Source organism: Marinobacter sp. ELB17, from assembly GCF_000169375.1.
Lineage (GTDB): Bacteria > Pseudomonadota > Gammaproteobacteria > Pseudomonadales > Oleiphilaceae > Marinobacter.
In genome coordinates, this window is the sequence record NZ_AAXY01000004.1 from 306,937 (window position 1) to 329,948 (window position 23,012).

19 protein-coding genes and 1 pseudogene are annotated in these 23,012 nt (G+C 54.4%); 18 read left to right on the forward strand and 2 right to left on the reverse strand.

Annotated features, from left to right (window positions below; genetic code table 11):
* Nucleotides 1-205: 205 nt before the first annotated feature.
* The 3 genes from MELB17_RS07775 to pntB all read left to right on the forward strand — a co-directional run bounded on the left by MELB17_RS07775 (nucleotide 206) and on the right by pntB (nucleotide 5,335).
* The gene (locus tag MELB17_RS07775; protein ID WP_036183911.1) at nucleotides 206-2,086 is read left to right on the forward strand and encodes a methyl-accepting chemotaxis protein; all 1,881 of its coding nucleotides are present in this window, start codon (nucleotides 206-208) and stop codon (nucleotides 2,084-2,086) included.
* A gap of 264 nt (nucleotides 2,087-2,350) precedes the next feature.
* Nucleotides 2,351-3,928 (forward strand): Re/Si-specific NAD(P)(+) transhydrogenase subunit alpha, encoded by a 1,578-nt coding sequence (locus tag MELB17_RS07780; RefSeq protein WP_007349632.1) that lies wholly within the window; start codon nucleotides 2,351-2,353, stop codon nucleotides 3,926-3,928.
* 12 nt (nucleotides 3,929-3,940) lie between these two features.
* Nucleotides 3,941-5,335 (forward strand): Re/Si-specific NAD(P)(+) transhydrogenase subunit beta, encoded by a 1,395-nt coding sequence (pntB, locus tag MELB17_RS07785; RefSeq protein ID WP_007349633.1) that lies wholly within the window; start codon nucleotides 3,941-3,943, stop codon nucleotides 5,333-5,335.
* A 17-nt stretch (nucleotides 5,336-5,352) separates the two neighbouring features.
* Here pntB and MELB17_RS07790 read toward each other — a convergent pair whose 3' ends face one another.
* Nucleotides 5,353-6,042 (reverse strand): enoyl-CoA hydratase-related protein, encoded by a 690-nt coding sequence (locus MELB17_RS07790; protein ID WP_007349634.1) that lies wholly within the window; start codon nucleotides 6,040-6,042, stop codon nucleotides 5,353-5,355.
* 155 nt (nucleotides 6,043-6,197) lie between these two features.
* On the opposite strand from MELB17_RS07790, the gene MELB17_RS07795 reads away from it, so the two are divergent.
* Genes MELB17_RS07795 through MELB17_RS07820 form a run of 6 tightly spaced genes read left to right on the forward strand, consistent with a single transcriptional unit; the run spans nucleotide 6,198 to nucleotide 12,811 of the window.
* Nucleotides 6,198-7,013, forward strand: a complete 816-nt coding sequence (locus MELB17_RS07795; protein WP_007349635.1) for an ABC transporter ATP-binding protein — start codon at nucleotides 6,198-6,200, stop codon at nucleotides 7,011-7,013.
* Complete coding sequence (locus tag MELB17_RS07800; RefSeq protein ID WP_007349636.1) at nucleotides 7,014-7,892, forward strand: branched-chain amino acid ABC transporter permease; 879 nt, start codon at nucleotides 7,014-7,016, stop codon at nucleotides 7,890-7,892. It abuts the gene before it with no gap.
* A 1-nt stretch (nucleotide 7,893) separates the two neighbouring features.
* The gene (locus MELB17_RS07805) at nucleotides 7,894-8,937 is read left to right on the forward strand and encodes a branched-chain amino acid ABC transporter permease (RefSeq protein ID WP_007349637.1); all 1,044 of its coding nucleotides are present in this window, start codon (nucleotides 7,894-7,896) and stop codon (nucleotides 8,935-8,937) included.
* 36 nt (nucleotides 8,938-8,973) lie between these two features.
* Nucleotides 8,974-10,182, forward strand: coding sequence for an ABC transporter substrate-binding protein (locus tag MELB17_RS07810; RefSeq protein ID WP_007349638.1), 1,209 nt, complete (start codon nucleotides 8,974-8,976; stop codon nucleotides 10,180-10,182).
* An 8-nt stretch (nucleotides 10,183-10,190) separates the two neighbouring features.
* Nucleotides 10,191-11,000, forward strand: a complete 810-nt coding sequence (locus MELB17_RS07815; protein WP_007349639.1) for an ABC transporter ATP-binding protein — start codon at nucleotides 10,191-10,193, stop codon at nucleotides 10,998-11,000.
* Nucleotides 10,997-12,811: an AMP-dependent synthetase/ligase gene (locus MELB17_RS07820; protein ID WP_007349640.1), complete on the forward strand. Its 1,815-nt coding sequence runs from the start codon at nucleotides 10,997-10,999 to the stop codon at nucleotides 12,809-12,811. The genes MELB17_RS07815 and MELB17_RS07820 overlap by 4 nt, the downstream gene beginning before the upstream one ends.
* 245 nt (nucleotides 12,812-13,056) lie before the next feature.
* Here MELB17_RS07820 and MELB17_RS26425 read toward each other — a convergent pair.
* Nucleotides 13,057-13,308: pseudogene (locus MELB17_RS26425) on the reverse strand (12-oxophytodienoate reductase); the annotation flags it as partial.
* Between the two features lie 145 nt (nucleotides 13,309-13,453).
* Here MELB17_RS26425 and MELB17_RS07830 point away from each other — a divergent pair.
* The 9 genes from MELB17_RS07830 to MELB17_RS07870 all read left to right on the forward strand — a co-directional run bounded on the left by MELB17_RS07830 (nucleotide 13,454) and on the right by MELB17_RS07870 (nucleotide 23,001).
* A complete protein-coding gene (locus tag MELB17_RS07830; protein WP_007349642.1) occupies nucleotides 13,454-13,924 on the forward strand; it encodes a winged helix-turn-helix transcriptional regulator in 471 nt (156 codons plus the stop codon).
* 174 nt (nucleotides 13,925-14,098) lie between these two features.
* Complete coding sequence (locus MELB17_RS07835) at nucleotides 14,099-14,983, forward strand: ZIP family metal transporter (RefSeq protein WP_007349643.1); 885 nt, start codon at nucleotides 14,099-14,101, stop codon at nucleotides 14,981-14,983.
* Between the two features lie 100 nt (nucleotides 14,984-15,083).
* Nucleotides 15,084-16,025 carry a TIGR00366 family protein gene (locus MELB17_RS07840; RefSeq protein WP_227498829.1) on the forward strand — a complete coding sequence of 314 codons (942 nt, stop codon included), beginning with the start codon at nucleotides 15,084-15,086 and terminating at the stop codon, nucleotides 16,023-16,025.
* 190 nt (nucleotides 16,026-16,215) lie between these two features.
* Nucleotides 16,216-16,896, forward strand: coding sequence for an AzlC family ABC transporter permease (locus MELB17_RS07845; protein ID WP_007349645.1), 681 nt, complete (start codon nucleotides 16,216-16,218; stop codon nucleotides 16,894-16,896).
* On the forward strand, nucleotides 16,893-17,204 hold the full coding sequence (locus MELB17_RS07850) for an AzlD family protein (protein WP_007349646.1): 312 nt from the start codon (nucleotides 16,893-16,895) through the stop codon (nucleotides 17,202-17,204). The genes MELB17_RS07845 and MELB17_RS07850 overlap by 4 nt, the downstream gene beginning before the upstream one ends.
* A gap of 318 nt (nucleotides 17,205-17,522) precedes the next feature.
* The gene (locus MELB17_RS07855) at nucleotides 17,523-18,719 is read left to right on the forward strand and encodes a CaiB/BaiF CoA transferase family protein (RefSeq protein WP_036183918.1); all 1,197 of its coding nucleotides are present in this window, start codon (nucleotides 17,523-17,525) and stop codon (nucleotides 18,717-18,719) included.
* 13 nt (nucleotides 18,720-18,732) lie between these two features.
* Nucleotides 18,733-19,659: a hydroxymethylglutaryl-CoA lyase gene (locus MELB17_RS07860; protein ID WP_007349648.1), complete on the forward strand. Its 927-nt coding sequence runs from the start codon at nucleotides 18,733-18,735 to the stop codon at nucleotides 19,657-19,659.
* Nucleotides 19,649-20,638: a WD40/YVTN/BNR-like repeat-containing protein gene (locus MELB17_RS07865; protein ID WP_007349649.1), complete on the forward strand. Its 990-nt coding sequence runs from the start codon at nucleotides 19,649-19,651 to the stop codon at nucleotides 20,636-20,638. The genes MELB17_RS07860 and MELB17_RS07865 overlap by 11 nt, the downstream gene beginning before the upstream one ends.
* A gap of 2 nt (nucleotides 20,639-20,640) precedes the next feature.
* On the forward strand, nucleotides 20,641-23,001 hold the full coding sequence (locus tag MELB17_RS07870) for an efflux RND transporter permease subunit (RefSeq protein WP_007349650.1): 2,361 nt from the start codon (nucleotides 20,641-20,643) through the stop codon (nucleotides 22,999-23,001).
* Nucleotides 23,002-23,012 lie beyond the last annotated feature (11 nt).

The window sequence follows — 23,012 nt, forward strand, 5'->3', positions numbered from 1 at the left end:
GCACGTCAGGGGCGGCACCTTAGCACATCTTGGGCTGCGGCGTTTTTGCTGGGTGGCCGTTTAAGCCTGAGAAGCTCAAGTTATCTTCCACGATGCCGATACGTCGATAACAGGATTGGGGTTTTTGTGTTGACCCGAGCCGGGTCTCTAGATTAGATGTCTTGCTTGTAAACGCCACAATCATAACAACAATGGAGATTCTACCGTGAAGTTCAACTTGTCCTGGCGCCAGAAGTTCCGGATGCTCATCGTCGTAACATTGACAGGCTTGACCATTATCGCCGGGGCTATTTTCTGGGGATTAGAGGCCGTTTCATCGTCCTATGAGTCCGTTTATCAGATATCACGCTACGAAACGAGCGCGAGTAAGCTTGTCACCAAATTGAACACGGTTGAAAAACAACTCAGCACGCTCTCCGGGGGCGACCAGGATGAGCTGCTGGCGAAGCTGGATGAGCTAACATCAGACGCCGAGGCACTGCAACGCCAAGCAAACCAGCTGAACGATCCAGGCAGTATCCGCTTTGCGGAGTCCATTTATACGGAAGCCGAACGTTATGTGACGCTGCGTCGGGAAGGGCTGCGGCAGACGACGGTGCTCGGTTTGTCTGACTCGGCCGGGATTCGCCAGGAGCTCGCTGTCGTTATGGCACAACTCCAGGAGGAGTCATTCGGCCTGATTGATGAGGCTATTCTTGAAATCGAGAGAACATCCTATAATTACATGAACACTCGCGATCCCGCGCTGGCGGAAGCCTCAAGCCAAGCCATTAAGGTGCTGGAAGATTTTGTTAAAGAGTACGAGTGGGAAAACATCGTGATTGGCGAAAAAACCCGCGAGTACCGTGACGCGTTTGACCGAGCTGATGCCGTTCTGCAACAAATTGCCACCGCTTCCAACAATGCGGAACAAGCCGGCGGAAACCTTCAGCAGCAAGTTATAGCTCAAAGTGAGGCTCTACAATCCGGTCTTATTGCGAGCACTCTTTTGAACGCCGAAAACGCCAAAGTGTCGGCCAAAATGGTCAGCATTGGCTCTATTTTACTGTTTGCACCTTTGTTGGTTCTGGTGCTGTTCCTTACCTCGCGGGCTCTGGTTAGCCAGCTCAACCGGGTGGTTGAGCTCTTGTCGCGGGTGTCAGAGGGCGACCTCACAAAGAAACTGACACTCGGCGACAATGCCAACGATGAATTCAACATTCTGGGCAGGGCCACCAACCAGATGATCGATAAAATCGGCGCGCTGATGCGAGAGTCTATTGCCGGCACCCGGGATTTGATCGAGGTTCATCGCGAGCTTGAAAAAACCATGGTTCGACTGGCACACAACAACGAGATAGTTGAATCCCAAACTATCCTGGTGGCCACTGCCAGTCAGCAAATATCCGTCACCCTGAACGATGTTGCCGAACGCGCATCGCAGGTGGGTGTTGCTACTCAAGCCGCCAACGAGTCGGCGCAGTCTGGGGCTCACGTGGTTGAAGCCAGCGTGACCTCCATGCGCCTGCTGTCGGGGGTCATTCAAGATACCCATGGCCATGTCAAACTGCTCAACCAGGCCAGCGCCAAGGTCACCGGCATTATTGGCGTCATCAACAGTCTGGCGGACCAAACCAATCTGCTGGCGCTTAACGCTGCGATTGAAGCTGCTCGGGCGGGTGACGCAGGGCGCGGTTTTTCAGTGGTGGCTGACGAAGTTCGCACCCTGGCACAAAAAACCGTTGCCGCCACCACCAACATTGTTGGCATTATTGACGAGCTCAACTTGCAGACCACCAGCATGGACACCCTGGCTAACAACGGGCTCAAAATTGCGAAAGAAGGTGAACACCATGCGTCGCAGATTGCAGGCGCTATGGGTGGGGTGGCTCAATCGATTGTCACCTTGAACTCAGAAATGGATCAGGTTGTGGTTGCCGTGGAGGAAATTTCCGTCACCACTGAGGACATTGCGCAAAAAATGGAAGAAATCCGCGGGCAGAGTGTCGAAACGCAAGCCATTGGCGCTGAGCTTGGCAGGCAGAATCAGCGTTTGTCCGAGCAGGCTAATGTGATTTCCGAAAGCACACGGCGCTTTAGTGTTTAGCTAGCACAGAACTCTCCGCCTGAGTGGTCGCTATGCCTCGGAAATAAAAGGCAAACAGCACAACAGGCGGGCGCGATTGCGCACCGTGTTCGGTGCCTGAAGGCACGCTGAGATAAGTTGAGCGTATAACGAAGCAGATTTATGGTTTTAAACCGGGTTTTTGCCTTTCGCAACACAGCAATTCCTGAGCAATGTCCTGAAGTTGCACTAGGCTATAGATAGCCATTCATTCGATTCATCGGTTCAGCTGAAGGGTATCTGCACATGAAGATCGGTATTCCAAAGGAAATTTACTTAGACGAGCGACGAGTTGCGGCAACGCCACCCTCGGTGCACAAACTGATTGGGCTGGGCTATCAGGTTACGGTAGAGGCGGGTGCAGGCGAGGCGGCGCACTATCACGATTCGGCCTATGAGGCCGTTGGCGCGACCATTGCAGCGGATGCCGGCGCTTTGTGGAGTGACTCGGACTTTATTCTAAAAGTTCGCGCACCCATGGAAAATCCGGCGCTGGGTAAGCACGAAGCCGATCTGATGAAGGAAGGTGGTTTTCTGGTCAGTTATATCTGGCCGGGGCAAAACCCTGAGCTTCTGCAAAATCTCGCCGCCCGTAAAATCACCACCTTCGCTATCGACAGCCTGCCGCGAATCAGCCGGGCCCAGAAAATGGATGCGCTAAGCGCCATGGCGAATATTGCCGGATACCGCGCGGTGGTGGAGGCGGCCAGTCATTTTGGGCGTTTTTTTACTGGCCAGATGACGGCCGCAGGAAAGGTGCCGCCGGCCAAGGTGATGGTCATAGGTGCCGGTGTGGCCGGACTTGCGGCTGTGGGCGCTGCCAACAGCTTGGGTGCGATTGTGCGGGCGTTCGACACCCGGCTGGAAGTGAAAGAACAGATTGAAAGTATGGGCGCCGAATTCCTGCAACTGGATTTTGGTGAGGAAGAGGGCAGCGGCACCGGCGGTTATGCCAAGCAGATGAGCGATGAGTTCATCAAGGCGGAGATGGCGCTGTTCGCGGAACAGGCCAAAGAGGTGGATATCATCATCACCACCGCTCTTATTCCCGGCAGACCCGCACCTAAGTTAATTACCGCGGACATGGTGAAATCCATGAAGCCCGGCAGCGTGATTGTCGACCTGGCGTCCGAACGCGGCGGCAACTGCGAGCTCACCGAGCCTGGCAAAATCGTCGAGAAGCATGACGTTACGCTGATCGGCTACACAGATCTGCCAAGCCGCATGGCCAAAGTGGCCAGTGACCTTTACGCCACCAACCTGTTTCACCTTGTCACCGAACTGACGCCAGAGAAAAACGGCCAGCCACAGGTGAACATGGAAGACGATGTTATCCGTGGCCTGACCGTAGTGCTGGATTCAGAAATAACCTGGCCACCGCCGCAACCGCACACGCCGGTCAGTCCCAAGGCTGCGCCCGGAACGGAAGAACCCTCAGCGGAACAGAAAGCGGCGGCGCGCAAAGATTCCGAGCGCCGCAGTTTAATAGGCAAGGGCGTACTGTTGATTGTCACCGTTGCCGCGCTTTATGGCATCGGCGCTCACGCACCGGATAGCTTTCTGAGGCACTTCACCGTGTTCGTGCTGGCCTGCTTTATTGGCTGGCAGGTTGTCTGGAATGTAACGCCTTCTTTGCACACACCCTTGATGAGTGTGACCAACGCCATCAGCGGCATTATCGTGATTGGCGCCATATTGCACCTGGCGCAGGCGGAAAATCTTGCGGTTGGAATTATGGCGTTTGTGGCGGTGCTGATTGCCAGCATCAACGTAGGGGGCGGCTTTCGGGTTACCCATCGCATGCTCAAAATGTTCCGCCGCTAGGAGGCACCCGCTATGAGTTCAGGACTTGTCAGTGTGGCCTATGTGGTCGCTAGCGTGCTGTTTATTCTCAGCCTTGGAGGCTTGAGCCATCAGGAATCGTCGCGCCGCGGCAATCTTTACGGGGTTGCCGGCATTCTCATTGCGCTGGTGGCTACTGTGGCCAGCGTTAGCGACAGCGGGCTTGTTGCTATTGTGATTGCGGTGCTGGCGGGGGCCAGCATTGGCATTGTTATCGCCAATAAGGTGGAAATGACCCAAATGCCACAGTTGGTGGCGCTGCTGCACAGCTTTGTCGGCTTGGCTGCGGTGCTGGTGGGCTTTTCTGGTTACATCGAGCCGCTGATACAAACAACCGGTGCCGAGCACACCATCAAGTTGGTGGAAGTGTTTCTAGGTGTGTTTATTGGCGCCGTTACCTTCACCGGCTCACTGATTGCCTGCGGCAAACTGGATGGCCGTATCGACAGTAAAGCCCTGACGTTGCCAGGCAGGCACCTGATGAACCTGGTGGCGCTGCTGGCGTCGGTGCTTCTGGGTGCCTGGTTCCTGGGCACCGACAGCATTGCCCTGGGCGTGATTGCACTGGTACTGATGACGGTGATTGCCGCCGCTTTGGGTGTGCATTTAATCATGGCCATTGGCGGTGCCGACATGCCAGTGGTGGTTTCGATGCTCAACAGCTACTCCGGCTGGGCCGCAGCGTCTATCGGTTTCATGCTGGGCAATGACTTGCTGATCGTAACCGGTGCGCTGGTTGGCAGCAGCGGCGCGATCCTCAGTTATATTATGTGTAAGGCCATGAACCGGTCGTTTGTCAGCGTTATTTTGGGTGGCTTCGGTCAAACCAGCAGCAGCTCTGCCGCTGCCGGATCTGATCAAACGGCTTTGGAAACCAATATCGATGAGGTATGCGAGGAGCTGCGTAACGCCGATTCGGTGATTATCGTACCGGGTTACGGCATGGCCGTAGCTCAGGCCCAGAATGGGGTTAGCGAGATGACCAAACTGCTGAAGGCGCGCGGAACAACGGTGCGCTTTGGCATCCATCCGGTTGCAGGCCGGCTGCCCGGGCACATGAACGTACTGTTGGCGGAAGCGAATGTGTCTTACGACATAGTGCTGGAGATGGACGAAATCAACGGCGATTTTCCGCAGACCGACGTGGTGCTGGTTATCGGTGCCAACGACACGGTGAACCCGGCCGCAGCAGAAGATCCTGGCAGCCCGATCGCCGGCATGCCGGTGCTTGAGGTTTGGAAGGCACGGCAGGTGGTGATTCTTAAACGCGGAATGGCCACGGGTTATGCCGGGGTGGAAAACCCGCTGTTTTTCAAAGACAACTCTCGCATGCTCTTTGGCGATGCCAAAGACAGCATCGACAAACTGGTGGGTGCGTTGCGGGGCTGAGGGGTGTTAGTGAGCGGCTACGTACCGGCAAATTCAGCGGGCCGCTTGCTGACAAAAGCGGACACGCCTTCCTTGAAATCGCTGGTCTCCGCTGCTTGCAAAAATGCCAGCCGCTCAGCTTCAAGCTGCGCGGCCAATGGCCTTCCGCTGGCTTGATCAACAAGCCGGCGAAAAGCACCAAAGGCCCGGGTTGGCCCGGTGGCCACACGCCTCACGATAGCCACCAGTGTTTCGTCAAAGGAATCCGAAGGGGCGACCTCGGTCAGCAGGCCCCAGTCTTTGGCTTCAGTGGCTGTGAGCTGGCGGCCCAACAGCATCATCGCCGTAGCACGTGCTGCGCCGATCTTATGCGGCAACGACCAGCTGCCGCCGCAGTCCGGTACGGCGCCTATACCGTTGTAGGCGATCAGGAATTTCGCGTTTTCTTCAGCTACGATTATGTCTGCTATCAGCGCGAGACTCAGCCCGGCACCCGCGGCGGCACCTCTCACAGCGGCAATTATCGGAGCATCCATGCTCCGTAGCAGCAGAATCGCTTCATGGAGCGGCACCAGTAAACCATTGATCAAGTCTCGGGTCTGTTCCGGGGTGCCGGCCATGCTGGCGACATCGCCACCGGCCATAAATGCTTTCCCTGCGCCGGTTAACACGATGCAGCGTAATCCCGGTTTTTCATCAAATAACGGGACTAATGGGTTGGCTGTCATCGTTGTGAGTTCCTTCGCAGAGAGTAATCAAGTAACTATAGGTCAGATTTTCTTGTGTTTTTTGATGGTAATAGACTATGTTTTGTTTGAATTAGGGGATTCACCTAACGTTTACGTAAACAACAATAAACATAAACCAGGAAGTGCGAGGAATCATGTCTAGTATCCTCGAAATTAATAATATTTCGCTCTCGTTCGGCGGTTTAAAGGCGTTACAGGATGTTAGTTTCCGGGTGCCGGAAAATACTGTGACCACATTGATCGGTCCGAATGGCGCTGGTAAGACATCGCTTTTTAACTGCATCTCTGGCTTCTACAAGCCTCAGCAAGGCACCATTAGTTATCAGGGTAAAGTGCTCACGGGTGTAAAACCGCCGGCCCGCGCTGCCTTGGGTCTTGCGCGAACCTTCCAGAATATAGCCCTGTTTCGGGGCATGACAGTGCTCGATAACATCAAGCTTGGCGCTCACGTGCACATGAAAAGCGGCCTGCTAGGCTCACTGGCTTATTTCGGTGCGGCCCGTCGCGAGGAAATGGCGGTGCGTCACGATGTTGAGCGCCATATTATTGATTTTCTAGAGATAGACCATATCCGACGCCAGCCGGTAGCCAGCTTGTCCTATGGCCTGCAGAAACGGGTGGAACTGGCCCGTGCTCTGGCTATGCGGCCGAAGGTACTGATGCTGGACGAGCCGGTCGCAGGCATGAATCGGGAAGAAAAAGAAGATATGGCCCGGTTTATTCTCGATATTCGCGAAGAGTGGGGTATTACGGTGCTGATGGTGGAGCATGATATGGGCATGGTCATGGATATTTCCGACCACATTGCCGTGCTCAATTTTGGTCAGGTGATTGCCGAAGGCCTGCCTGCGGAAGTGCAGAAGAACCCCGAAGTCATTGAGGCGTATCTGGGCACCAGTGATATGGACAGCCTGCGCAAGAAACTAAACTCCGAACGGGAGGTGGCTTGAGTGGATTGGCTATTTTTTGGAGAAATCAGCCTTGCGGGCCTTGCGATGGGCGGGCTTTATGCTCTGATCGGGTTGGGTTTTGTGATCATTTACAAAGCCACCCGGGTTATCAACTTTGCCATCGGCGAGATCATGATGTTCGCTGCCTACCTGTTTCTGACCTTTGCCGGGGGTATGGAAATGTCGCCTTGGATTGCGCTTCCGCTGGCGGTGCTCGGGGGTAGTATTCTGGGTGGTGTGATTGAAAAAACGATGATCCGCCCGATGCTGGGAGAGTCATCCATTTCAGTTGTGATGGTCACTATCGGTATTGCCAGTATTTTGGTGGGGCTGGTAGAGCTTTTATGGGGCGCAGACCCGCAGCTTCTGCCAGGTTTTCTACCTCGTAAACCGGTGTTCATTGGCGAGATGTATCTGGCACCTAAAATTGCCTACGGCTTCCTCATTGGCGCCGCCCTGCTGATCGTTTACCTGCTGTATTTCCGTTTCTCCCGAGGCGGCGTGGCGCTACGCGCTACCGCGTCAGATCAGGCTGCAGCCTATTCCATGGGTATTAATGTGCGGCGGGTGTTCAATCTTTCGTGGGTTTTTGGCTCTCTCGCAGCCTCACTTGCGGGTGTACTAGTGGCTGCAACCGGTGGGCTTAGCCCGCAGTTTGGTGCTATTGGCCTGAGCGTGCTGGTGGTGGTTATTGTTGGGGGTCTCGACAGCATCGTCGGTGCGCTTGTTGCCGGGATATTTATTGGCTGGCTGGAAACCGTGGCTGGCGCTTACCTGGGTGGCGAGTATCGCATGCCGGCTACATTCGCCGTGCTGGCCGTCATTCTGATTTTTCGCCCTTACGGCCTTTTCGGCACCCATGAAATAGAGCGAGTGTAAGATGCGCATCGGTGACGCCAAACAGAACTATGAGGCCGATGAGGCCATTTTGAGCAGTTCCACGCAGAAAATCTGGTTCGCGCTTTTCCTGCTTGCGCTGCTGATTTTTCCGTTTATGGCGGACTCCTACCTGATGTATCTGGGTTGTCTGGTCGGCATTGCGGTTATAAGTACCACGGGGCTGAACATACTGACCGGATTTACTGGCCTGATCTCCCTTGGCCAGGCCGGCTTCATGGGTGTGGGCGGTTATACCGTAGCCTGGTTATCCATGAACACCGGGTTACCTTTCCCGGTAACGCTCTTGCTTGCCGGGCTGCTGGCGGCCGCCGTCGGTATTCTGGTGGGGCTCCCTTCTCTCCGGGTAAAAGGGCTTTATTTGGCGATTGCTACGCTGGCAGCCAGTGTTTTCCTGCATTTTATTTTCGCCGAGTGGGAGTCCGTAACCGGAGGCATGGGTGGCTTGAGCCTGGAGCCGGCGCATCTGTTCGGGCTGACGTTCCAGACCGATTTTGCGATGTACTTCATCATTGTTCCGCTGGCGGTACTGATGGTGCTTGCCGCCAAAAATGTGTTCCGCACCCGCATCGGCCGGGCGTTTATCGCCATCCGGGACCGGGATATTTCGGCCGAAATTCTGGGTATTAACCTGCTGCATTACAAATTGATGTCGTTCGCGCTCAGCTCATTTTATGCCGGTGTTGCCGGTGGCCTGTTTGCTTATTTCTTCCGGGTTGTGACACCGGAAAGCTTCCCGCTCTCCATGTCTATTTTCTATCTGGCGGCCGTCATTGTTGGCGGCATGGGCAACCTGCTGGGCGGAATCCTGGGTGCTGCTTTCATGACGCTGATTCCAGAGGTTCTCCAACTGCTCACCGCAGCCCTGACACCGTTTTACCCGAACGCACCGATATTCATGTCGCCGATGCTTGAAATCATTTTCGGCGCGCTGATTGTCGGTTTCCTTATTTTTGAACCGCACGGGCTGGCGGAGATCTGGCATCGAATTCGGCGCTTTTTCAGCTTATGGCCTTTCAGAAATTAGTGGATTTAACAACAAAAAGCCGCAAGGAGAATAAACATGTTCAAGAGCATCCTTAACAAAGGCCGCAGGCTCGCAGGGATCGGTAGTATTGCCGCTGTTCTGGTGGCATCCGCGCCAGCCATGGCACAGGATAAGGAGCCCATTGTATTCGGCGGCTCCATTCCGCTGTCTGGTGTGTTCGCCTTTGCCGGCGTGCACCTCCACGCAGGCCTGACCGACTATACAAGTTGGATCAATAGCCAGGGCGGGATCAACGGCCATCCGGTGAAATATGTAATGGAAGATACGGGTTATGAAGTAGACCGTTCCGTGGCCGCCTTCAAGAAAATCACCGGCAGCAACAAAGTGCCGGTTTACTACGGCGACAGCACCGGGTTCATGAAAACAATCGCCTCGGAACTGAACAGCAGAGGCACCACGCTGATGAGCGGCGCATCGTTTGCGACCGCGCTGACCGACAATGAACAGTACCCGTATCAGTTCATTCCCGGCCCGAACTACACCCAGATGTTTGGCATTATTCTTGAGTACATTGCGACTCAGGGCAAAGATGGCGATATGCCTACCGTTGCCTTTGTATACAGCGATACCGAGTTTGGCAAAGACCCTATTGAAAACGGCAAGGCCAAAGCCGCCGAGATGGGCATCGAAGTCGTAGAAGAGATTGTTACCAAGCCCGGCAGTGTGGATGTGTCCGCAGAGATTCTAAAGCTGCGCCGGGTACGCCCCGACTTTGTGGTATTCCACGGCTATGTGCTGTCGCCTATAAACGAGTTCATGGTGCAGATGCGGCAGATGGGCCTTGATACCCAATTTATGGGCACTTTTTGGTCTTCTGACAAACTCATCATCAACAAGATGGGTGCAGATGCTGATGGTTATATGGGTGTTATGCCTTACAACTATTATGACAGCGCTGAAGGCGGACCTATGCTCGACGCGCTGCGTGCCGAGGCAGAAAAGAGCGATCCGGATGCCGGCTACCGCCCCACTGGCTATATACAGGGCTGGTTCAACGCCATGGTCTGGACTGAGGTGATCAAGCGCACCATGGATGCCGGCAAGGAGCTGACCGCCGAGAACATGGCCGATTCTCTGGCTTCTATCAAAGACTGGGACACCGGCGGCATTATCGGTATTCCGGTTTCGGTGCAGGACATGTCGTTCCCGGTTGGTCGTATCTGGCGCGTGAACGCTAAAGAGGCCCGCTATGAGCCGGTATCTGACTGGATTCACCTCGACTGAGACGCTGTATGGAAGCCTTGCTGGAAATCGATAATATCGAAGTGGTTTACAACAAGGCGGTGCAGGTTCTCCGGGGCCTGTCACTGCGTGTTCCCCATGGCGCCATTGTGGCGCTACTGGGGTCCAACGGTGCTGGGAAATCCACGACACTGAAGAGTGTGTCAGGGTTGCTAGCTCTTGAGAACGGCGAGGTGACGGCCGGAGAGATCCGCTTCAAGGGCCGGTCCTTGAAAGGAGTAGCACCGGAAAAGCTGGTTCGCGGTGGCCTTTTTCACGTGATGGAAGGGCGTCGGGTATTCGAGGATCTGACCGTTGAGGAAAACCTTGTTGCGGCAACCTATGCGCTGAGTGGGCGCAAGAATTCGCTGCACGATTCCTACGAGTTGGTCTACGATTATTTCCCCCGCCTCAGGGACCGCCGTAAGCAATTGGCGGGTTACCTGTCTGGCGGGGAGCAACAGATGCTGGCGCTTGGCCGTGCACTGATTGCGCAGCCGGAACTGATCATGCTGGATGAGCCGTCCCTGGGCCTGGCCCCGCAGCTTGTGGAGGAAATATTCACCATAATTGCCCGCATAAACCGGGAGCAGGGCACAGCAATATTGCTGGTGGAACAGAATGCGGCCGTGTCTCTGGCGATTGCGTCTTATGGCTACATCATGGAAAACGGAAAAATCGTGATTGACGGCCCAGCGGATAGGCTTGCAACCAACGAGGACGTACAGGAATTCTACCTTGGGGTTGGAGGCAAGGAAGGGGAGGTCCGCAGTTACCGGGACATCAAGCATTACAAACGCCGAAAGCGGTGGCTATCATGACAACACCGCAGGTTCGTGATCTCACGCTTGTCCAAATGCTCCGTGCTCACGCAAGCGAGCGCCCGGACATGCTGGCGCTTCGGCAGAAAGATTTCGGCATTTGGCAGGCTTATTCCTGGCAGGATTATTATCAGCGCGCGCGGCACTTTGGCCTGGGCTTGCATGCGCTCGGTCTTTCCGAAGGTGGCCACGTTGCCATTATTGCGGAAAACCGGGTGGAGTGGGTCATCGCGCAGATGGGTATTGGTTTGGTAAAAGGCATTTGTGTTGGCGTTTATCCCACCAGCCCCTGGAATGAAGTGGCCTATGTGCTCGAGCACAGCGATGCAGAAATGGTGCTGTGTGAAGATCAGGAGCAGACCGATAAGGTTCTGCAAGCCTGGCCCGAACTGCCTCAGCTAAAACACAATATTGTTATTGACCCTAAAGGGCTGCGTTCCTATGCGTCGCCGCCGTCCGCGTTTGAAGAAATCGAGACCATTGGGCGCCAGTTCGAGAAAAGCCATCCCGAGTTAATTGACGAGTTGCTCGACAACCAGCAGATGGATGATATCGCTCTGATGATTTACACCTCCGGCTCTACCGGCCGGCCCAAAGGGGCAATGATCAGCTGGGGCAACCTGCAGGCGGGCGCGCCGGGACTGATCGAATTGTTGGGTGTGGATCAGCACAGTACCAGCCTGTCCTATCTGCCGCTGTGCCATGTGGCAGAGCAGGCTTTGACCAATATTGCGCCTGTCTATGTGGGCAGCGCAGTGAGTTTTGGTGAAAGTCTGCGCACAATTCAGGAAGATCTTCGGGAGATTGCACCCACTTTTTTTCTGGGCGTTCCGCGAATCTGGGAAAAGCTCCATTCCGCCATTTATATCAAGATGCAGGAGACAGGGCGTTTGCGGCAGGGGCTTTTCAATCGCGCAATGAGCGCCTGTGAGCCTCTGGCGACCAAGCCAAAGGCTCAGTGGAGCATGGGGGAACGGTTTACCTACAGCCTTTATTATTGGCTGGTGTTCCGTGCTTTGCAGAATTTTATCGGGTTGCGCCGTTGTTCCATTGCGCTAACCGGCGCGGCCCCGATTTCAACGGGCATTCTCCAGTTCTTCCGAACCCTGGGTGTGCCCCTGGTTGAGGTTTACGGCCAGACTGAAAGCACGGGTGTAGCGACGGCCCAGCGCCCTGACAATGTTTGCCTTGGCACTGTCGGCATAGCGCTTGCCGGGTTGGAGGTAGCATTGGGGGAGCAAAACGAGATCCTCATGCGCGGCGGCACAGTATTCAAAGGCTACTACAAGAGCGATGAGGCGACGAAAGCCACCCTCAGAGACGGCTGGCTGCATACCGGCGATGTCGGTGAGTGGCAGGACGGGCAGCTGCGAATCGTCGACCGGCTCAAGGACATTATGATTACTGCCGGGGGTAAGAATCTGTCGCCCACGGAAATTGAAAACACCATCAAGGCGAGCCCTTACATCAAGGAGTGTATTGTTGTGGGCGAGGCCCGAAAGTATGTTTCGGCGCTGATCCAGGTCGATTTTGATTCAGCAGCAAAATGGGCGGAGCAAGAACGGATTGTCTACACCACGTTCCGCAGCCTGACGGAGCACGAGAAGGTGCGGGAGCTGATTCAGGCGGAGGTTACCAAAGGCAATGACAGGCTGCCACAGGTGGCGCAGATCAAGCGTTTTCATCTGCTAAACAAAGAGCTGGATCACGATGACGGCGAGGTGACCGCCACCATGAAAGTACGCCGGGGCAAAATTTATGAAAAATACGCGGAGGTAATTGAGTCGTTATATAGTCAACAGATTCAGTAAAGCTTGGTGAGGGATTTACGGGCGAAATCGTCCACCTCGCCAAGCCGCCCTTCCTTCACTTTGGTGAGCCATTCCGGGTCTTGAAGAAGTGCTCTGCCGACAGCAATAAGCTCGAATTCGTGGCTGTTCATGCGCTTTACCAGCTCGTCGATACCAGACTGTTCAACCGACTCCTGCTTGCTGGCCATAGTGCCGCTAATGAAATCTTCTGTCAGGCCAACGCTGCCAACAGACATGGTGGGCTTGCCCGACAGCGCATCAATACCGTGAAACGTGGGTACATCGGGATAGCCACTGGCCGCGGGATGATTCACCGTGGTGCCCTCCGTAATGATAAGGCCCACACCGGCTTCGGCACGGCGCCGGTAATAGGCAACCACGTTCTCGCCGGGAACGCCGTTGGGCGAAAAATTCCGGGTCATGGGTGCCATGGCAACGCGGTTGCGAAGTGTCAGGTTATGAACGTTGAAAGGTTCAAACATTGGGCCCAGGTTCATGGTCATTCGTTACGACTCCTTGAAGCATTTCGATGCTGAATAAGATGGCGGGGAAAACCGGTAGTTACCTCACTAATTTAGTCTCTTAACGCAACTCTATTTAATCTGGTTTCAATATGCAACCAAATTCTGTAAACTCCAGCTTATGACTAAAAAACGTTTTGATGATTCTAACTGCTCCGTCGCCCGCGCCCTGAATCAAGTGGGAGACTGGTGGTCTCTGCTTGTTGTGCTGCACGCCATGTATGGCACCCGGCGTTTCGTGGACTTTCAGCAGGAACTGGGTATCGCCAAAAATATCCTGTGCGACCGCTTGGCTCGCCTGGTGGACAACGACGTGCTGAAAAAAGTAGATGTTGGCGAACACGGCTCCCGCTTTGAGTACCGGCTTACCGAGAAAGGCCGGGATCTGTTTCCGGTGGTTATTGCCTTGCGCCAGTGGGGAAACAAGTGGAACCCTGCGCCCGACGACGCCTCGCTGGATTTGCGCGACCGGACAACAGGGCAACCGATTCAAATGGTTCAGGTACAGAACGCCGAAGGTGAGCCCATTACTGTGCGGGATGTTTTCGTATCTGCGGTGCCGGTGCCCGGCACCAAAAAAGACTCTGCCTGATAACCCGCAAGTCTTAGTCCCGCTGCCTGGCTCGCCCGTCAGCCTTTTTAGCACTCTCTGCGAGATTCCCAGGTTTTGTGCAAATGGCGTAACTCAAGCATGATGAACGCCTGCGGATGCCAGTTACAGGCGTTGGGCGCCACGCTGGCGACATAATGAACACAAGGTGATTTTATGGCATTGCGATACTGGGTAGTTCTGACGATTCTGATTGGCGGTTTCGTCGCGTTGTTGCCCGGCATATACGTGCGTTTGGCTGCGGGTGATCCACACATGACAGGCGCGCTGCTGGGCGGTTTGTTTGCCGCTGGGGCGACGGCGCTGGGTACGATTCCTGCTATTTTAACGCGCCAGCTTTCGCAGCGTCTTATCGATACGCTAATGGGCTTTGGCGCCGGGGTTATGCTGGCAGCAACGTCGTTTTCATTGATTATACCGGCACTGGATACTGCCGCTGATCAGGGCGCAGGTTCCTGGCTGGCCGGGGGTATTGTTGGCGGAGGCATCATACTGGGCGCTCTGGGTTTGCTGATGATTGAGCGGGTTGTGCCCCATGAGCATTTTGTCAAAGGCCTTGAAGGCGGCGCCCGATCTGAAGTCAATATCGAGCAGGCAACAAGGCTTAAGCGGGTCTGGCTTTTTGTCACGGCAATCGTGTTGCACAACTTTCCTGAAGGCATGGCGATTGGTGTTTCATTTGCCGGGCCGGATCTGGTGGGTGCAAAGGCTCTGGCGGTGGGTATTGCGATACAGGATATTCCCGAAGGCTTTGTGGTTGCTTTGGCCTTGATGAGCGTTGGTTACAGCAAAGGGTTAGCCCTTGGCGTTGGTGCTCTTTCTGGTCTGGTGGAGCCTGTCGCGGCCCTGTTGGGCGTGGCATTGATCGGCCTTTCGGTTCATCTTCTGCCCTGGGGGTTGGCGATTGCGGCAGGTGCAATGCTGTTTGTGATCAGTCATGAAATTATTCCCGAGTCCCATCGCGCCGGGCATGAAAGCTGGGCAACGGGTGGGCTTATAATCGGGTTTGTTTTAATGATGCTTCTCGATACAGCACTTTGAGTACCAAGCTCCCGAATCATTAGTGCCGCACTTATTCCTTGAATTCCGGCTCAGAACAACCTAAGCTCCTGTAAATTAATAAAAAATAAGGTTAATATCAATGCTCGACAGAGCCGCCCGGCCTATGGTCAGTCTGGTCGATAAATATCTGCCAGATCCGTACATCTTTGTCATTATTCTGACCTTGGTCTCTTTCGGTGCGGCTATGGCGTTTGAAGGTCACGGCCCAATGGCCGTGATTGAAATGTGGGGCGACGGTTTCTGGAGCCTGCTCACCTTCTCGATGCAGATGCTGCTTGTTCTGGTTACAGGGTTCATGTTGGCGAGCACGCCGTTTGTTCGGGGAATACTGAACCGCTTTGCCGCACTGGCCAGTACGCCGGGCCAAGCTATTATTCTGGTTACCTTTGTAGCGCTTATTGCAAGCTGGATTAACTGGGGATTCGGCCTGGTTGTGGGCGCTCTTTTTGCCAAGGCTCTAGCCCGGCAAGTCAGGGTTCACTATCCGCTTTTGATCGCAAGCGCCTACTCTGGTTTTATTGTTTGGCACGGGGGCCTTGCCGGCTCAATTCCGCTGGTTATAGCGACCGAGGGGCACTTTAGCCAGGATATTATTGGCGTTATTGGTTCGGGCGAAACAATCTTTGCATTCTTCAATCTTGCCATCATCGGGGCGCTGTTTATTGTTGTTCCGCTGGTGAATCGCCTGATGTTGCCAAAAGAAGAAGACAGCGTTTACGTAGACCCAGCGGTGTTGAATGACGAACCAGACACCAGCATTTCTATAAAACGCCCGGCAGATCATTTGGAAAACAGCCGGGTATTGGCCTGGCTGATTGGCTTTAGTGGGCTGGCGTTTATTTTTCAGTATTTTATGGATGGCGGCGGTTTGAACTTGAACATCGTCAATTTCATGTTTCTGTTCATGGCCGTTATTCTGCACCAGACGCCGAAGAGGCTACTTGATAGCCTGCACGAAGCGGTTAAAGGTGGCTCAGGTATCGTTTTCAGTTTCCGTTCTACGCCGGTATTATGGGCGTAATGACGGCTTCGGGCCTTACCTGGCTCTAAAGGCTTGCTGATGACAACCAGGGGCATACTGGCTCCAGGTTGTAGATCGGCTTGTAGAAAAACGACTGACACACGCGCCCTTAAAACCTACTTAGCCTGCGCCTATGAAAAGCACGTTGTATTCATACCGGTTTCAACCCGCCAGGATTCGCTCCGAGCTCATGCGGATGCTCCCCATTTCCCTATTTGTGGTGGCGTTTGGTGCTGCGTTTGGTTTGGCTGCAGTGCAGAAGGGGTTGGCTCCTTTAGACACCATTCTGATGAGCGCCCTGGTGTTCGCCGGGGCAGCTCAGTTTGCCGCGATCGACATGTGGGGAGCGGAAGTGTCTGTTATCCCGGTTATGGTCGTGGTATTTGCCATCAACTCCCGGCATTTGCTGATGGGCGCGTCGCTTTACCCCATGTTGAAAGACGTAGCGCCCGCCAAACGTTATGGCGTGCTTTTGGTTCTTACCGACGCCAACTGGGCCGTAGCCGCTCAGGATTACCAAAGAGGTAATCGCAACCTGGAGGTCATTCTGGGCGGTGGTCTGGTGCTTTGGCTGGCGTGGATTGTGGGCACCTGGTTAGGCGTTTACTTTGGCGGGCTGTTGCAGAACCCGAAGAACCTGGGGTTAGACATGGTTTTGGGCTGCTTTCTGCTGGCCATGGCTTTAGGCGGGAAGAAGAGCCCGCGTATTCTTGTTGCCTGGGCGTCGGCAGCGCTGGCGTCGTTAGCCGCGTGGAAATGGCTGCCCGCCAACACGCACGTCGTCGCAGGCGCCCTTGCTGGCGGTGTGGTCGGTTTCTTCTGGCTTGAGAAAAAACCGGGTAAAGAGACTGCCGGGAAGACACCCACGTGACCATTGAAACCACCACAACGGGCGTTCTGATACTGATACTGATCATGACGCTGGTGACCTTGGTGACCCGTTTTGGCGGCGTGTTTATCATGTCCTTCGTGCGGATAAACCCTCGTATAGAGAGCTTTATCAACACCATGGCCAGCTCTGTGCTTATCGCTATCATCGTGCCCATGGCATTTGAGGGCGATGCAGGGGCGCTTGCTGCTTTGTCAGTGACCGCTGTTACTATGCTTGTCCTTCAAAAACCCTTGCCAGCGATTGGTGCCGGTGTCTTCGCCGCGGCTGCTTTGCGGTATCTGTTTTGACGAGCCGCAATGTATGGCGTTCAGTCCGATAAAAAGTCATCGGAACTGCGCGCAGCTTCTTCATTTTGCACACTGCTTTATCAGGAATAGCTCCGATTGATTTCATAATGAAATTCACCTATTTCATTATGAAATAATTTTTTATGTTTCGAGTTATGCCTATTCGGTTTCTACGTACTATAAAATAACTGTTTTTCAGTTGGTTGCGAATTTTTTCGTCTTTTTTTATGAGTTGGCACCGCCTTTGCTCTAAATGATTTAAAAGCCCCGTTGCGAAGGGCAACAATAATTCATTCGACAACAGTGTGCTGACTGAACATGACCAAACCTCTGGAAGGCGTCCGGATCCTCGATCTGACGCATATGCTATCTGGTCCCTACGCGGGAATGCTCCTTGCTGACATGGGGGCAGACACCATAAAGGTAGAGCCTCTTAATGGAGAGGGCACTCGCGCGCTTCTCGCTAAAGACCCCCGAAACTCCCACAACGGTCAGGGCGCCTACTTTATAACGCTCAACCGGAACAAGAAAAGCGTTTGTATTGATCTGAAAAGCGAGAGCGGTCTTAACACCTTCTACGATCTTGTTCGGGAAGCAGACATCGTTCTGGATAACTTTTCCGCAGGTGTCCCGACCAAACTTAAAATCGATCACACACACCTCTCAGAAATAAACCCTCGCATTATTACCTGCTCTATTACCGGATTCGGTCAGGATGGCCCCAACTTCAGCCGGCCGGCGTTTGATCTGGTGGTGCAGGGTATTGGCGGTGGCATGTCCATTACAGGCCATGATTCAGAACATCCAGCGCGTTCAGGTGTGCCCATTGGTGACCTTGGAGGTGGCATGTTCGCAGCCATGGGTATTCTTGCGGCGCTGCAGTCACGAAGCGCCAAGGGCTTCGGCCAGCATGTGGATATATCAATGCTGGATTGCCAGATCAGCATGCTGAATTACATGGCGACCATGCACTTCCTCAGCGGTGATAACCCGACGCCCATTGGTAATGGTCATTTTGTTCATGTGCCATACGACTCATTCAGAACCAACGATGGTTTTGTGATCATCGCGGTTATTTTCGACAGTTTCTGGGACAGCCTGGTCGAGTTGCTCGGCATTGATGAGCTTAGGGACCCGAAATACAAAACTCAGCCTGGTCGTTTTGCCGACAAGCACAAAATCAACGGAATTCTCTCTGAACTGCTGCAAACCAACACCACAGAGTACTGGGTTGAACAGCTCTCCAGTGCTCGCATTCCCTGCGGGCCGGTTAACAAGTTCTCTGATGCCCTGACGGACCCTCAAGTACTGTTCCGCAAAATGGTTGTAGATATACCCCAGTCCGATGGCGGTGTGGTCAAAGCGCCCGGCAACCCGATCAAACTCAGCGTTGACTCCTCGGATTCCTTCACCGCGCCACCCTTGTTGGGGCAGCACACGGAGGAGGTGCTCAGAGCACTCGGTTACAGCGATCAGCGCATAAGCGAGTTAAAGGCCAGTAAGGCCGTCGGGTAACGGAGGGCGCAGCATGAAAATTCGTATCAATGAAGTAGGCCCCCGCGACGGGCTGCAAAGCCAGGGCAAAACGTTGTCGGTTGAGGACCGGCTGTCGCTGATCCAGGCGCTGGTGAAGGTCGGACTGAAAAACGTCGAGGCAGGCAGCTTTGTATCACCAAAAGCAGTGCCGCAAATGGCGGGTACGGATGATCTGTTTGCGCTGCTTCCAGAGCGAAGCGCGGTCCGTTACGCCGGGCTTGTGCCGAATATGAAAGGTTATGAGCTTGCAGTCGCTGCCGGCGCAAATGTGGTAAATGTCGTTCTTTCTGTGACTGAAACCATGAATCAGAAAAACATCCGCATGTCTCTGCCGCAGACCGTTGAGGTTTGTACGGCGATTATTGAGCGCGGCCGGTGCGAGGGAGTCGAGGTTCAGGCTTATCTGGCGGTGGCATTCGAGTGTCCGTTTGAGGGGTTGGTGGAGCCAGCGGTTGTTGCGCGGTTGGCCAAACGTTTGGAACAGGCCGGGGCAAGCAAGATCATCATTGCCGACACCATTGGTGCCGCCAATCCGGAACATGTTCGTCGTCTGCTCAATGGGGTCATCAGCGAAGTGGGTTCGGACATTCTGTCCTGTCATTTCCACGATACTCGGGGTATAGCTTTAGCCAATATAACGGCGGCCCTGGATCACGGCATACGGGAATTCGACACCTCTATTGGTGGTCTTGGCGGGTGCCCTTTCTCGCCGGGCGCCACCGGTAACGTGGCCACCGAAGATGTGGTGCTGTTACTCAACAGTATGGGCCATGACACGGGCATTAATCCCTTCGATCTCGTTCCCGTTGTATGTCTGGCCGAACAGCTAACCGGCGTGCCCCTGGGTGGGAAGAGTTTTCGCTGGCTCAGTCAGCAGTTGTCAAAAGCTTCTACCGCGGGGACTTCTCATGGTGGGTAAGGTCCTGGGTTTTGCAGCGCAAATAGCGCCTTGGGCGATCGTGGGTGGGCTGGCTTACGCAGCGGCGTTCATCAAGCCCGGTGTCGAGGCTTTGCCGTTGCCGCAACCGCTTAACGAGCCTCGCGACCTGTTCTATGACGTGAGTGAATCTGCACCTGGCAAGTTCTGGTTCGCGGGTAATAGCGGCCTGATTCTCGAAGGTGGACAGACGATAGAGCAATGGCAACGCCACATCATGTCGGAGCCCGTGAATCTTCAGGGCATTGCTGCTTCCACCGATGGAACGGTGCTGGCGGTTGGCAATTCCGGCTGGACATTCCGGCACCACGGTAACGGAGAGTGGGCATCGCATCACCTGCCGGTTTCCGACATTGCAGGAAAATTGATCGAAGTTACGTGGCAGGACGGTTACTTCTGGGTGATCGGCGAGATGGGTGCCATTTTCCGCACGGACGCCGCAGCCACTGAGTGGGAAGATCTCAGTATTGAGGGCGATGTAGCGCTTAATGATATTGCCCGAACAGAAAATGGTGATCTGTGGATCACCGCTGAGTTTGGCACGCTTTATCACTCTGTTGACCAAGGCGATAGCTGGGAAAGTCAGGAGCTCGGTTACGAAAGCCTGCGCTCCCTGGCATTTTACGGAACCAAAGGCGTCATAGTCGGCAACGGTGGGGTGATTTTCCGCACAGACGATTCCGGCCTGAACTGGGCGGAGGTGTCGTCACCCACAACAGAGCATCTTTACGATGTGATCAAAGACGATGGGCGCTGGCTGGCGACCGGTAACGGCGGCGCTCTGTTGAGCTCACAAGATGGTGAAAGCTGGAACCTGCTCTCTCCCGAAGGTTTCGCAGACGGCTACCACACGCGCTTATTAGCGACAGAAAACGGTGTTCTTATTGCTGGCCAGTCCATCGGTTTGCTGTCTGGCGAGCGTTGGATGAGCTTACCTGATTCGCTGGCAGGAGGACGCTGATCATGATTAGTGAGATTGCGCGTTCTCTATCTGAATTCTCTATCCGCCATCGGGGCTGGGTTGCGATTGTTATTTTCGTCAGCACCGCGCTGATGGCTCTGAACCTGCTCAAAATCGATGTGCGCACTGTGTTCAGCGACATGATCCCGAGCGACCACGAATACGTGGACGTGCATGAGGCCTACAAAGAAACCTTCGGCGGCAGTAACAAGGTTTCTATTCTGGTTCAGGCCCGGGAAGGGGACATTATGACCCTCCCGATATTGCAGGAAGTCCAGCGGGTAACCCGAGAACTGGCGAAAGTGAGTGGCGTAAACTCGTTCCAGATTGTTTCCCTTGCCTCTCGAAAACTGAAGTCTGTCCGCGCTTCCTCCATGGGAATTGAAAGCGTTCCACTGATGTGGCCGGATGTGCCGGAGACTGGGGCAGGAATTGATGAACTGAGGGAAGCCATCGTCAACAACCCGCTGGTTTACGGGATCTACGTTGAACAAGACCTTTCATCAACCCTCATCCAGATGGATTTCTATGACCATTTGGTGGATTACAGCCGTATTTTCCCGCAGGTTCAGGCCATTCTGGATGCCTCACCGGTAGCCGATCAGGTTACATATCATGTTGTTGGTGAACCGATTCTTTATGGCTGGGTGGATCATTTCCTCGACGAAACCGTCACGATCGCACTGGTCTCCCTTGGAGCCATGCTGTTTGCGCTCTTTCTGCTCAACCGCACCTGGCGTGGAACACTGCTTCCCTTGCTCAGTGGCGTTGTGTCGGCAATCTGGGCACTGAGCATCGGCGTGCTGCTTGGGTTCAACTTCGACCCACTGGTTATTGTTGTGGCGTTCATCATCACCGCGCGCTGTTTCAGTCATGCAGTACAACTGATCACCCGATTTGATGATATTTGCGAGGGTGAGGGCATCTCTCCCCGCAAGTCTGCCGAACAGACCATGAAGGAGCTGTTTCGTCCCGGATTGCTTGGGTTGGTTTCCGATGCGGGTGCAATCCTTTGCGTGCTGCTCACGCCCATCCCGCTGATCCAGAAAGTAGCTATTATCGGTGCAATCTGGGTTGTCACCATCGGTTTCTCGGCGGTTATCCTTACGCCCGTCATGCTGAGCTGGGTAAAGACCCCTCTGCGTAATGCACACCCGCTCAATCTGCGCTTTTTGCAGACAGCGGTTCTCTCACTTGCGGTTCGGGTTGTGGAAACCCGGGCGCGCTTTTTCGTGATACCGGTGACCCTGCTGGTTGTCGGCCTGCTTGTATTCAAGGCGACGGATCTGACGATCGGTGACGCCACCACCGGCTCACCGGTGCTCTGGGAGGAGTCGGCCTTTAATCGTGATAGCGCACGGATCAACGCGAGTTATCCGGGCACAGAACAGATGTTCATTGTGATTGAGTCGGACGATATTGATGCTTTGAAACGCCCGGACGTGCTCTCCTGGATGCAGGGGTTTCAGCGACGGATGGAGCGCTTGCCGCAAGTGGGTGGCAGTGTTTCTCTGGCCGACATCGTGCTGGGTGTGCGCAGAAACCTTTACGAAGGCAATCCCCGTTACAGCGAGTTAGGCGCAACACAACTCGAGAATGGCGAACTGATCAGTTTTTACATGCAGGGTGCTGCACCTGATGACCTGGCACAGTTTGCAGACCCCTTGTTCCGCAATGGCTCTGTCATTCTGTTTTTCCGTGATCGCCAGGGTGAAACCCTGCGCCAGGCGACCTATCAGATTCGGAGATACATAGACGAGCACCCTCTGGAAGGCGTGAACGTTCGCCTGGCGGGTGGCTCTCTCGGCATTATTGCTGCGGTCAATGAAATCCTTCTGTCCGACCAGATTGAAGCGATTGCGCTTGCTCTGCTGGTGGTCATTCTCTCTTGTCTGTTGGTCTACCGTTCTTCAGCCAGCGGTGTTTTCTTCATCGTCCCGGTACTTATCTCCAACGTGGTGACCTTTGCCTTTATGGCGTGGCAGGGCATTGGCATGAGCATCAGCACCCTGCCGGTGGTCGCGCTTGGTATTGGTCTGGGCGTCGATTATGCATTTTATATCGTTGATTCTGTTAAAGAATATATTGAGAGATATCCTGAGTCGGAGCTCATGGAGGCTGTTCGGCAATCTCTGTTTTCTGCTGGCCGCGGCGTGCTCCTCACCTCTGTGACCCTCGCGGCTGGCGTTTTGTTCTGGTCTCTTTCTTCGCTGCGGTTCCAGGCGGAGATGGGGACATTGATTGGGCTCTGGTTGCTCGTGGCAGCGTTTACATCGCTGTTCGTTATGCCATCCCTGATCCGAGTGCTGAAACCGAAGTTTATCTTCGGTGACAGCATCAAAAATGCTGAATCCGGTCAATAGACGGAGCGGCT